Origin of the sequence: Methylobacter sp. (assembly GCF_004322395.1) — a bacterium.
GTDB lineage: Bacteria > Pseudomonadota > Gammaproteobacteria > Methylococcales > Methylomonadaceae > Methylobacter_A.
In genome coordinates, this window is sequence record NZ_SCTW01000081.1 from 1 (window position 1) to 11,977 (window position 11,977).

Genomic DNA, 11,977 nt, shown 5'->3' on the forward strand with positions numbered 1-11,977 from the left:
GCTCTTCCGATCTAACCCGTTCGGCTCTACCGATTTTGTGCCGCTCCCATACATTATCAAAACGGGTATACCGTGGATGAAGCAAGATTTAAGCGCAGGTTTGCAAGGCATTGTCTATTACTGCGGTGGAGCGCGATTTAATCAGGTCATTGAATCCATTATTTCGCAAATTGGCATAGAGACTTATTATTTAAGCCCTTTGGACGATATTGCCGTAGGTAAGCAAATTATCAATGGACGAGGCCTAACGTGCGGTGTTATCAATGATATTAAGCTGATTGATTGGTCGGAACAGGAAATTAGGCAAGAAGTAAAACGCATGTTAGCGGCGGGTATGGCGGGCGGTAAATTTCTTTTTGGGACGATTCTGATGCCGTATAAAATCCCCGAACGTAATATCAGAGCGATGTTAGATGCTGTTTATGAGTTTGGGCGATTTTAAGTTGGGACGATTACTGTCCACGAAAAGCACGAAAGACACGAAAAAATGGACAAGACTATTGATACAGAGAGAAACGTTATCAGGTGGGGTCGACGCCAAAGCAAGCTTTGGACCCCAGAAAAATTATATGCGGGAGTTTAAAGCTGCTTTGAAATTTAATAGGTTAAACAGCATGGTTTGTAACATGCTGAAGCAGGCGTCAGATGGGATAAGTAGTTTTTTACTTATACAGGTTTTTTGTGTTTTTCGTGTCTTTCGTGGACATTATGTATATATGAGTCCATGTCATCATTAACACTGAGCCTGGTCGGCTGCGGCATTTTGCAAAAAGAAGTTAACTTTTTAATTGCAAAAAATAACTGGCCGCTAACAACGGATTTTTTGCCCGCTTCGTTGCATATTGACTTCAATCGCTTGTCCTGCGCTTTACAGGCAGGTTTATCGCGACATACGAATGAGCAAACTCTTGTCTTTTATGGGGCTTGCCATCCTAGAATGGATAACATGCTGAATGAAGCCCACACTCTGCGGACGCAGGGACAAAATTGTATTGAAATGCTGTTAGGTGAAGAAGAATTCAATCAAGAGCTGGGCAAGGGCGCGTTCTTTTTACTGGATGACTGGGCGCACAATTGGGATGCCGTTATTGCTAAAACATTCGGCTCGAATATCGCCGTTATTCGCGATATTTTCCATGACCAACACCATTATCTGTTGTGCTTGCGCACACCGCAATCCGACGATTTTAGCCTGGAAGCAGCGCATATCAGCAGCATGCTGGATTTACCTGTGCAATGGCGCGATGTGAGCTTGGATCATCTCGAAAACGTTTTGCAAACCGCCATCAGCCGTAAACTGGATAATATGCATGCTCAATGAACTAATGACCATCCCTGTCGCCGAGTGGAATAAACTCAAACAGCGCGCTACCAAACTCGCTCTGGAAAAGTCCAATCAACAGCTGGTTATGCAGTTGATGAGAAAAATGGGTGAAGCATCAGGATTGGAAAATGTTATTGACAATATGTTGCGTTCCATTGTCGATGTCATTGGCGGCGCTAACCTGATTCTGTATTACAAAATCGATGCCGATATTTTTTATGCCGATGTTTACGGACTGAAAAAACACCTGCAACAACTGGATGATCAACGTGTCAGCAATGCCTTCACAACAGGGGAGGCCAGCGAATATGAGCATGACTTTAGCGATACCCAGATGCTAACACCCGCTTTCACTCATGCGTACACATGGGTTTATCCGCTCAAGGTCGGCTCAACTATGATCGGCGTATTTAAAATGGAAAGCTTGCATGTCGCGATGCGCGATTTGCATAATCAATTGCCGCTCTTCTTTAACTACGCCGCGCTGGTATTAAAAAATGAAATTCTCGGACATACCCGTTTACAACACATCAATAATCTATTACAGCAAGAAATTATTATTCGCAAGCAAACAGAGCAGGAATTATTAGCGGCAAAAGATGAAGCGGAAGCGGCGAATCGAGCCAAAAGTATATTTTTAGCCAACATGAGTCATGAATTACGCACGCCGATGAATGCCGTTTTGGGATTTTCGCAGTTAATGCAAAAAGACAGTGAACTTAGTCCCGCGCAACGTGAGACGCTGAATATCATTAATAATAGCGGTAAGCACCTGCTGAAACTGATTAACGATGTACTGGATATGGCAAAAATCGAAGCGGGGCGCGTGATCATTGAAAACGGTAATTTTGACTTAGGCGCGTTAATTCTTGACACCATTGACATGATGCACGAACGCGCCGAAGCCAAAGGCTTGGAATTGTTTTTGGATCAATCGTCCAGTTTTCCGCGTTTTGTTAACAGCGACGAGGCAAAATTACGGCAAATTTTGCTTAATTTGGTCGGTAATGCGATTAAATATACTCAAAAAGGCCGCGTTGTCGTGTATTTAAGGGCTGAAGATTTGCCCGATAATCAACAATGCTTATTAATTTGCGAGATTGAAGATACCGGTATCGGCATTGCCGAACAGGATTTGCCGTTCATTTTCGATACCTTTGTACAAGTCGGTAGAGAATCCTATCAACAAGGTAGCGGCTTAGGGCTGCGGATTACCAAGCAATACGCAGAATTAATGGGTGGGCAGATTACTGTGGCCAGTGAATTGGATAAGGGATCATCTTTTATTTTAAAGTTACCTGTTACCAAGGTTGAGCAATCGGAGATTATCAACAAATTAGTCCTTGACGGTAAGCAAGTGCTGGGATTAGCGGAAGGGCAACCGGTTTATCGTGTTTTGATTGTTGAAGATCAATTGGAAAATCGGCTGTTGTTAAAAAGGTTGATGGAATTCGTCGGCTTTCAAGTGTTTGAAGCAGTGAATGGTGAACAAGGCGTAGAGCAATTTAAGCGCTGGCAACCTGATTTTATTTGGATGGATAGGCGCATGCCCATTATGGACGGTATCGCTGCCACGCAAAAAATTCGGGCTTTACCCAATGGCGATAAAGTGAAAATTGTCGCTTTGACTGCATCAGTTTTTACAGAGCAACAGCAAGAGTTTTTAAATGCAGGGGTCAATGATATTGTCAGCAAACCCTATCGGGAAGCCGAGATTTTCGCTTTGATGACAAAACATCTAGGTGTGCAGTTTATTTACGATGAGCCGGTTATCCGGAAAAATGTTACTGAGCAATTGCTTAATGATGAACGTTTAAAACAGCTGCCGGAAGCGTTATTGTCTGAATTGCAGCAAGCGGCCATGAGTTTGGATATAGAACAAAGCTTGGTGGCAATAGAGCAAATTAAAGCACTTGATGCTCAGTTAGCCGATGTGCTGGCAGAGCGGATCAATCAATTCGATTTTGAAGTGGTTACTAAATTGCTATCTGATGCCGACATTTGATAAATTGCAGGGATATTTATGGCGCAAGCCTGGATTCCTTTGCTTCGTACATTGCCATATTAGCATGATGCAATAGCGTTTTAGCGTCGGTTCCATCGTTGGGGTAAATGCTTATTCGACGGCGTCGAGGGCGTCCTAAATAGTGAATAAAATTATTTTATATGGAATCACTAAGCTCGGCAGACGTCTAAGCATTGATATCGATTATGCTGCCGATAGCTTTTGGTTGGCTGTTGTCGACCAATGGTGAGGGAGTTGAGGAGGAGGGCACGATAACATGATTGACAAAATTCGACAGCTGAGTGCCTGCCTGCAAAATAGAGTTTGATGTATTCAACATTTGTCGCTCATTTTCAGCCCGCACTTGTGCTTGATTCGACTGAACGAGCAAGGCTCTGGCATTTTCCTTCGCTACATCCACCACGCGTTGTGCATCATTAGCCCGTGCCCTCAATGACTGAGCTACCTGCTCTGCTTGAGCAACATTTCTGAGCGCCATGACCGCACTAAGCTGTTGGAAGCCGTACTGATTGGCGCTTGAAGTAGATATGTTTGTCATTAGTGATGCCTAACTTGCCTATTGAATATCAGGTCAAACAAGTAAGGTGTATTAAAAATGAGTTTTTAATACAGCGGATTAAATTTAATATAAAACATATTTTAATGTATACCAATATCATCAGCTGTCAATAAATATTATTGTGAAGCTTATGTTGTCTTGCCCAATGCTTCGGCAACATAAAGTGGCTACACTAAACCGGATAATGCAGCCTCTCACACTTGTCACAAGATACTCTATTACATGAGCTATCCTGAGGGCATGCGTCAGTATTAGACAGAAGAAATCTCGTATCGCCTTCATTTCTTCGCGTACATCAGTTTGTATGAATTCCTTTGCGCCAAGGACAAATAATCAGAGTACCAGTTATAAAGATATTGGTTTGCCCAAGCTAATTCGTGATTTCTGATTTCGGCGGTTTCAATGGACAATCGCAACCAACGGTTGGCTTCCACAAACTGCTGCTCGCTCATGTGCCGCACGGCGATATAAAAAGCGACCTCGGATAAAACGTTATTGTTATTTTTGGCAAATACCAAGAGTTCCTCGCGTGACAAGCCATCAAGCAAATATTTGCCTATCGCGATTATGCGGTTGTTATTAATCGGCTGTTGATAAAACTCGTCAAGTGCTTGCTTTTGTGCGGCGGTGCCGCCTTCCAATCGATAGGTCGTCGCCCGCAACAACCAAACCATTTCAGGATAATCATTTGCCGTTGGCTGCTCGATCAAATCCCACAGCAAATCGTACTGTCCTTCTTCATAGATCGGCATGCTTAAACGGTTCAGCACAGCGGGATTTATTCCTGCTTTTAACTGCTCCAAAGCCAGATCTTTGCCATTGCTTTCCTTGTTCGCTTCATATTGATGAATGGCGATAAAGATCACACCGCCGCCTTGGTTTTTAATCATTGGGTAAAGAGGAGCGACAATAGCGGCCATCTTATTTTTAGAGGCGTAATGTAAAAAACTGTCCAGCGTGAATGCAGTTTGATTGGTGGCGGCAATAGCTAAAAAAGCTTGCTTGGCCGCCTCTGTTTTTCCTGCAAATGTTTTGCCGAACAAGTCCGCCAATTCGCGTAAAAATCCTACATTTTCTATACGCGGTTTCACTAAGTCGGCGGCTGCATCATAACGGCCTCGGTTCCATAAAAATGAGCAGTAATCCAGCATGGCATAAGTGGCGCCAGGGTAACGGGCCAGCGTTTTAGAGAAATAGTCTTCGGCTTCCTGATCCCGGCCTAATAAAGCAAGCGTGTTCGCATATTCGGTCATGACTCCTCCTTGCCAACTTTCAACTATTGGAGACAGTATAGCCAAGGCTTCTTTATGCCGATTCAAGGCATTAAGGCTTTTGGCAGCCGAAGTTGTTGTAAAAAGCATGTCAAAAATATCGACATTGGGATCTGTTTGAGGATTATTGGTCAGCCAGTTTTGAGCTATTTTCAAAGCTTGTTGCGGCTCATGAGCGCTATCGCGCAAATACTTAGTGTAATCGCTGACTATAGTTCTATTATTCGGATATTTTTCACGGGCGGCATCATAAATTTCCCGCAATTTCTTATCGGGCACATTGATGAATTGCAGTTGCTCAGCCAGATTTTTATAGCCAAATTCGTCATTAATGGCGGAAACCAACGCATCAGGGTCTTTATGCAGTAACGCAAGATTCTTTTTACCGGTGCCATCGTCCCCGTTTAATTTGACGCTGGCGGCATGTAATTTTTCAGACAAATCCAGGTCATACAATTGCGTCGCCGAAATGTTGGCTGCTTGAGCCAATAATTGCGGACGGGTATCGAATTTGTTGAACATCAGTTTTACGGCATTACGCATGTCCGGAGCGCCGAATTTAAATAAATTTTGATTGGAATCGAAAGCCTTAATGATCGGCCACATGCCCATATGCTGCAAAGACTCAAGGTTTCTGAATAAATCGTTTTCAGAAAGCATCCCTTTTTCGGCATTGATTAAATTTTGATACCAACTGACGAATTCTCTTTGAAACGCGCCGGTCGAGGTAGCAAATTTCTGTAGCAAGGCTTCGGCTTCCGGGATGGAAGACTTAGTAAATAGTCGATGTTTGGCTTCTAGATAAAGCCCGGAATAAAAATAGCCGCTAAGATACGCCCGCTGAAAATGTTTCGGCAAAAATGGCGTGTCCGGGGTTCCGGATTTTTTGTCCATAGCCGCTTCAAATTTGTCGACCACATCTTTTTCGGTTGTTTTCATGAGTGACAGCAAGGCGTTGGCGCCTTGGTTTATCAGGGTGTCGGCTTCAGCTTCGTCCGTATAAGCCAAAGCCGTTAAAATCTGTTCAACGGTTTTACTGGCTAAAGTCAACCAGTCCGGTTGGTAGTCCGCCAAAAATAGAGTTGCGCCTTGCAATACCCAGCCACGAGTCCTGCTAATTTCAAAATCGTCGATTTGCAATTCGGCTTTGATTATCGGCAATATCAATGCAGGGTTTGTTATTTTTTGTTTTTTGAGTAAATCATAAAAGCCGGTTTTGTTTTCCTGATAACCCAGTCTCATCAGTGCCAGAAATAAAGCTTGGCCATTGCTTTTATCATTGTCGGCCAGGTCTTGGAGTCTTTGTGTCTGTTGGTTGACATAAAGCTTATACGGGGTGTCATCCGGCAGCGTGTCCAACAGTTTTTTGGCCTGCGTGGTGTAGCCCATTTGGTGGGCCATGATAGCTTCTTCTTCGGCATAAGCTTCGCCGGTCAGGCTTTTGGCAATCGCCAGGAAAGCTACGGATTGGCCGTAAATCTCATCAAACGCTCCCATATTATCAAAAGCTTGCATCATTATGGCGCTATAGGCGCGGACGGCGAAATTCAGGCAATTTTTGTTATATTTGTGGTCTAGCCATTGTGCGCCGCACTCATTCAACGGTGCTGTCAATTCGTGGTAAAAGAAAGGTTTTTCCTGAGACGGAATAAGTCCATCCGGGGCCAGCACGACGGCTTGCCTAGATGCCAGCTGCGCCGCTAATTGTTGCAACAACGCCATGTAATCTGGAAAATCGGGGTATTCAGGCAAGGTTCCCAACAAATCATCGCCATGCCTGATTTCCCAGACATGATTGACGAACTGATAGCTGACTTTATCATTATCAGTTTTTTGTAGGAAAAACTGGTTGATGGATGTAATTGCGCTGATAAAACGCCTATCTGGCTTAAGGCGGTAATATGAATCGATAATTGCCAGTTTTTCCTCAGCCGTGCCTGCATTGGGTAATACCGAACCGGAAAGATTGGTGATATGAAAACCGGCAAAGTTTTCTGCTGTTTTCTTGTTTAACGTATCGCTGAAAGTAGGTTCAGGCTTATCAAAAAAGAACCGTTGATATTTGTTAAACGCAGCATAAGATGCTGTGATAAAAAGTATGAACAATAATACCTTGCGCATTTTATTCCCCAATAATAATTTTTATTATATTGCCGACAAGTGCCGTTTCCTGATTAATGATGTGCCTTAATTTAAATCTAAAGATGCATTAGCCCGACAAGATACGCTACGCGTACTTTAAAGTCTAACGTATCATATCATGGTCTAAAATATCTGGTTTGCTGTGCTAAGACCAATCTCGTTTATTATGGGGGTATGCGCAGGGCGCCCTACATGTTTTAATTTATATTTAGGTTTTCCGCTTATGTCCCATTTTCGGCGCGCTTATGTTCCCGTTGGTTCTTTGTACGGATACCTTCTGCATTTTCTTACGCACTGCCATTCGCGAATACCGTCGGCCGACCACTGGCCGCTTCTGATTGATGCCTTTTGCTCAACGATTATTTTCAGATGTCGGCATTTGTTGAAGAGCCCTTATGCGCGCCATGCCTACAAAATATCTTGCTCACTAAGATTGGTAAGGTGTAATGTTTATAAACATGTAATTAGAATTCTAATCTCTTTTTTGGTTTTACCATTTGCCTGAAAGATTTGCCCGTTGACTTGTTTGATTAGTTCTTTATTTATAGGATAAATCGTTATGAGCACCGCTAAATTCGACACGATTGGACAATACCTGCTCAAGCGCCTTTATGAGTCAGGTGTTAAGCATATCTTTGGCGTTCCGGGGGACTATGTGCTCGGGTTTTATGATTTGATGGTCAAAAGTCCCGTACAGCATATCGGCACCACGCGGGAAGATACCGCTGCCTTTGCCGCCGACGGTTATGCACGTTGTCTGGGAATGGGAGCGCTGGCGGTGACTTACGGCGTGGGGGCTCTCAATACAGTAAACGCAGTGGCCTGTGCCTATGCGGAGTCTTCGCCTGTGGTCGTGATCAGCGGCGGTCCTGGGGTACGTGAACAACGAGATGATCCATTGATTCATCACCGTTTTGGTCCGTTCACGTTCCAACGCGAAATTTTCGAACGTATTACCTGCGTATCCGTGGTGCTGAATGATCCTGTGATTGCTTTTCGGCAGATAGATCATGCAATTACAGCTGCTCGCCGGTTTTGTAAACCGGTTTATATAGAACTTCCCCGCGACATGGTCATGGTAGAGGGCTATCCGATGCCGGAGGTGACCATGGAAGGGTTTGCCAGCGACGAGACCGCATTATCCGAAGCCATCGCTGAAACAACCGAGCTTATGGCTAAGTCAGTTTCGCCGATGATCATAGCGGGCGTTGAGTTACATCGGCGCAGACTCCAAGAGACTTTGGTCAAATTTGTTGAACGGACTAAGTTTCCGGTTGTAGCCACACTATCCGGTAAGTCAGTCATTGCCGAGCGGCATCCTGCCTATTTCGGTATCTATCAGGGCGCGATGAGTTCGGAGAATGCGCGGTATACGGTAGAGCAATCCGACTTACTGTTAATGCTGGGCGTGACGTTGAATGACATCGATACCGGCATCTATACGGCGAAACTGGATCCCCATTTGATGATCCGCGCATCTATGAATGAAGTTGTGATCAGCGCCCACCGTTATCCTCGCGTCGCGTTGGCTGATTTTTTAGCAAAATTGACGGGCACTGTTAAATTTTGCGGCGAAGCATATCCATTGAAACCGGTAGCATTGGAATCAAGTGATTTTCCTGAAACGAACCAGCCGATAACAATAGCCCGTTTGATCGAGCGAATCGATCAGGCGCTTAGCGATGAGATGATCGTCGTTTGCGATGTAGGCGATTGCCTTTTTGCTGCTATCGATTTACGGGTACACGAGCAGAGCGAGTTCTTGGCCTCCGGTTTCTATGCCACCATGGGTTTTGCAGTGCCCGCTGCGCTCGGCGCGCAAATCGCCCGTCCTGATCATCGTGCACTGATTCTGGTTGGAGATGGCGCTTTTCAAATGACCGGCACTGAGCTTTCAACACACGCCTATCTTGGCTTGAATCCGATTGTGGTAGTTTTTAACAACAGGGGTTACAGTACCGAACGCGGCATCCTTGAAGGCCCTTTTAATGATATTAGTAATTGGCGTTTCGATCGGCTGGGGGAAGTCTTTGGCCCTTTAACTGGGTACGATGCCGCTACCGAAGAAACGTTTGAAACGGCGCTTATTAATGCTTTGAACAACCAAACTATGCCTAGCATTATCAACGTCCATCTCGCGGCCGATGATTCTTCATTATCCATGAAACGCCTTGCAAAACACTTAAAATCCAGGGTAAAAGGTGGAAACTGAGCGACAAGGGGCCTGTTGCAAAATCAGCCCATGCGGTATGCTCAGAGTACCCTACATTTTTTAATTACATTTAAACTTTTCGTTATCGAACGAATTGTTTGGGTATAGGTTTTGACTATTCCGGAAGCCGTTGTTCCGGCCACCTTGATTTCAAATAACTTTTCTTGAATTTACTGCAAATTCCCGGAGTTTTCGATGGCGACAATTAAAGTTTTATTAGAGAGCTTCACTGGTTATCACATAAAGCTTAGCTTAGCTGGGTTGACGGGGCTTTTAAGTCTTTTGTTGCTGCTGGGCGGCTGTCAGACCGTATCGACCCCCGAACAGGTTTCTACGGAATTTTGGGAAGCGATGGCGGATGGCGATCTTGACTCTGCCAGAAAATACGCCACCCGGGATACTCAATATCTTGTGAATAAACAGCAAAATCTGGAAGATGTGACAGTAAAGACCGAGACGGCTTTAATCGACGGCTCCAATGCAACTGTAGCAACGTTCATGACGTTAAAAAAATCTGAGATCGATGATGTTTTGTCTTTTGATACTGTATTATTAAAAGAAAACAATCAATGGAAAGTCGATTATCAGCAAACGCTCAATAATCTTTCAATACTGCCTTTGGGAGACATTTTTAGAAGTTTGCGATCGATAGGCGAAACCTTTAACAAGGAGTTGAAGCAGCAAATTCCTTTGTTTGAGAAACAAATCAAATCCTTTAGTCAGGAGTTAATACGGCAATTGGACGAATTTCGCCGTCAGATGGAAAAAGCCGCCCCGCCTGAAAAACAAAAGCCTTATTCCGGCACCATATAACCGGTATCTACGAGTCCTGTAGTACGCTATTGCATTGGCAGCTCTCCCTTGCATCTTACTGGATGAGAGCATTGTTGATGAAGTCATTTCTTAACTAGCCAGTTCATCAATAAGTTCGTTTCATCACCTAACTTGCTGGCTGTAATTTTTATACGAACTATTTTGCGACCAGGAATTGAACGTTAATCCTGTTTAGCATTATTTAAGCTTATGTTCGCTAGCGCACAGTGCGCTTTTATAAACTTTTATAAAAGGGAATTTAATTCCTGCTAAATATCTTAAAAAACAGTCCTTTGAAAAAACGGAGAGTTGTTGCAATCGGAATAGAGCATCATTGTAACGATTCTGTCCGATGTTTAATTCAATGGGGAAGAATAATGAAAATTTTTGATTATCTAAAATTGCATCAAATGATGCAGGGCATCGGCATCATCACAATTGTTGCAATGTTTGTGGTCGGTTGCTCAAGCATCCCGGCACCTATCGAACAAATGGCCGTTTCCAAGGATGCGGTAAACACTGCAATTAGCGCGGGTGGCAATGAGTTTACACCGGTACTGCTAAGGTCTGCGATGAATAAGATGGGGGCTGCCGAGCGAGCCATGGCAGATGAAGAGTATGAGTTAACCCGACAATTGGCGGAACAAGCGCAGGTAGACGCTCAACTAGCCTCGACGACGGCGCGTGCAGCCAAGGCGCAGAAAGCAGCGCGCGAATTGGAAGAAGGTAATCGTGCGCTGCAACAAGAAGTCGAACGTCAAGCCCAGTAATCATAAATGGAGTTCATCATGAAAAATCATCGATATCATCTCATTATCCTGTTTGCTGTCGCGATTGTTTCAGGCTGCACTACCATGCCGAAAAACGCTTCTCTGACAGAGGCGCATAACAGTTTCAACAATGCACGAACTAATCCTGATGTCACAAATCTGGCAGCGCTTGAATTGAAAGCGGCCGACGACGCTTTGAAAAAAGCAGATGCTGCCTTAGAAGATGAAGATGATGAAACTGTCAATCAACTGGCCTATTTAGCCAAGCAGCAAGTGGCAGTAGCGGAGGAAACCGCCAAGCAGAAAGCTGCTGAATTAGCGATCGCCTACTCCACAGCCAAACGCACTCAAATCCAACTTCATGTGAGAACGGCTGAAGCCGATGCGGCCCCAAACAGCAACTCAAGGAGTCACATGCTAAGCAAACCGAACGAGGAATGATGATTACTCTAGGGAAGCGCTGAACAAATTGATTCCATTCATGGTTCGACAAGGCTCTCCTGAGTACAGTCGAAGGACTCACCACGAACGGAATCAATAACTTACCGTAATACGGCTGCCGGCCGTCAAATGAATGGGCGGGTGGAAATTATCCTCTCAGACGAAAAAGGCAATATTGTTCCACGCTAGCAGTGGTTGATTTTTGGTTGTTACGAAGAGTGAAAAACAAAGCCTTATGAAAATAAGGCTATAGTTTTAGAGTCATATTAATCAACGGTCCATTGCACTAGGCCGCTGTATGATGTGGCAAGTACAATTAAGCCAAAGACTATGCGATACCAAGCAAAAATAATGAAGTCATGATGACTGATATAGCGTAATAGCGCTTTGATTGCTAATAATGCACTGAGAAATGCAGC

At 44.3% G+C, this 11,977-nt stretch carries 10 protein-coding genes; 7 read left to right on the forward strand and 3 right to left on the reverse strand.

Translation table 11 applies throughout. The features are described 5' to 3' along the window. Positions 1-76: 76 nt before the first annotated feature. The 3 genes from EPO18_RS11775 to EPO18_RS11785 all read left to right on the forward strand — a co-directional run bounded on the left by EPO18_RS11775 (position 77) and on the right by EPO18_RS11785 (position 3,329). Positions 77-442: a uroporphyrinogen decarboxylase family protein gene (locus tag EPO18_RS11775; protein WP_292433567.1), complete on the forward strand. Its 366-nt coding sequence runs from the start codon at positions 77-79 to the stop codon at positions 440-442. A 282-nt stretch (positions 443-724) separates the two neighbouring features. Further along, the gene (locus EPO18_RS11780; protein WP_292433568.1) at positions 725-1,321 is read left to right on the forward strand and encodes a DUF1638 domain-containing protein; all 597 of its coding nucleotides are present in this window, start codon (positions 725-727) and stop codon (positions 1,319-1,321) included. Then, on the forward strand, positions 1,311-3,329 hold the full coding sequence (locus EPO18_RS11785; RefSeq protein ID WP_292433569.1) for an ATP-binding protein: 2,019 nt from the start codon (positions 1,311-1,313) through the stop codon (positions 3,327-3,329). The genes EPO18_RS11780 and EPO18_RS11785 overlap by 11 nt, the downstream gene beginning before the upstream one ends. Before the next feature lie 187 nt (positions 3,330-3,516). On the opposite strand, the gene EPO18_RS11790 is transcribed toward EPO18_RS11785, so the two are convergent. Then, a complete protein-coding gene (locus EPO18_RS11790; RefSeq protein WP_292433570.1) occupies positions 3,517-3,888 on the reverse strand; it encodes a hypothetical protein in 372 nt (123 codons plus the stop codon). Positions 3,889-4,187: 299 nt separating this feature from the next. Then, entirely contained in the window at positions 4,188-7,301 is a 3,114-nt protein-coding gene (locus tag EPO18_RS11795; RefSeq protein ID WP_292433571.1) for a tetratricopeptide repeat protein, read from the reverse strand. Between the two features lie 580 nt (positions 7,302-7,881). Between EPO18_RS11795 and EPO18_RS11800 the strand changes: the two genes are divergently transcribed. The 4 genes from EPO18_RS11800 to EPO18_RS11815 all read left to right on the forward strand — a co-directional run bounded on the left by EPO18_RS11800 (position 7,882) and on the right by EPO18_RS11815 (position 11,558). Next, positions 7,882-9,534, forward strand: coding sequence for an alpha-keto acid decarboxylase family protein (locus EPO18_RS11800; protein WP_292433572.1), 1,653 nt, complete (start codon positions 7,882-7,884; stop codon positions 9,532-9,534). Positions 9,535-9,729: 195 nt separating this feature from the next. Continuing rightward, positions 9,730-10,347, forward strand: a complete 618-nt coding sequence (locus EPO18_RS11805) for a nuclear transport factor 2 family protein (RefSeq protein WP_292433573.1) — start codon at positions 9,730-9,732, stop codon at positions 10,345-10,347. Between the two features lie 377 nt (positions 10,348-10,724). Further along, the gene (locus EPO18_RS11810; protein ID WP_292433574.1) at positions 10,725-11,117 is read left to right on the forward strand and encodes a DUF4398 domain-containing protein; all 393 of its coding nucleotides are present in this window, start codon (positions 10,725-10,727) and stop codon (positions 11,115-11,117) included. An 18-nt stretch (positions 11,118-11,135) separates the two neighbouring features. Next, positions 11,136-11,558, forward strand: coding sequence for a DUF4398 domain-containing protein (locus tag EPO18_RS11815; protein ID WP_292433575.1), 423 nt, complete (start codon positions 11,136-11,138; stop codon positions 11,556-11,558). Between the two features lie 266 nt (positions 11,559-11,824). Here EPO18_RS11815 and EPO18_RS11820 read toward each other — a convergent pair. After that, positions 11,825-11,977: undecaprenyl-diphosphate phosphatase (locus tag EPO18_RS11820; protein WP_292433576.1), on the reverse strand; the 153-nt coding region annotated here is incomplete at its 5' end.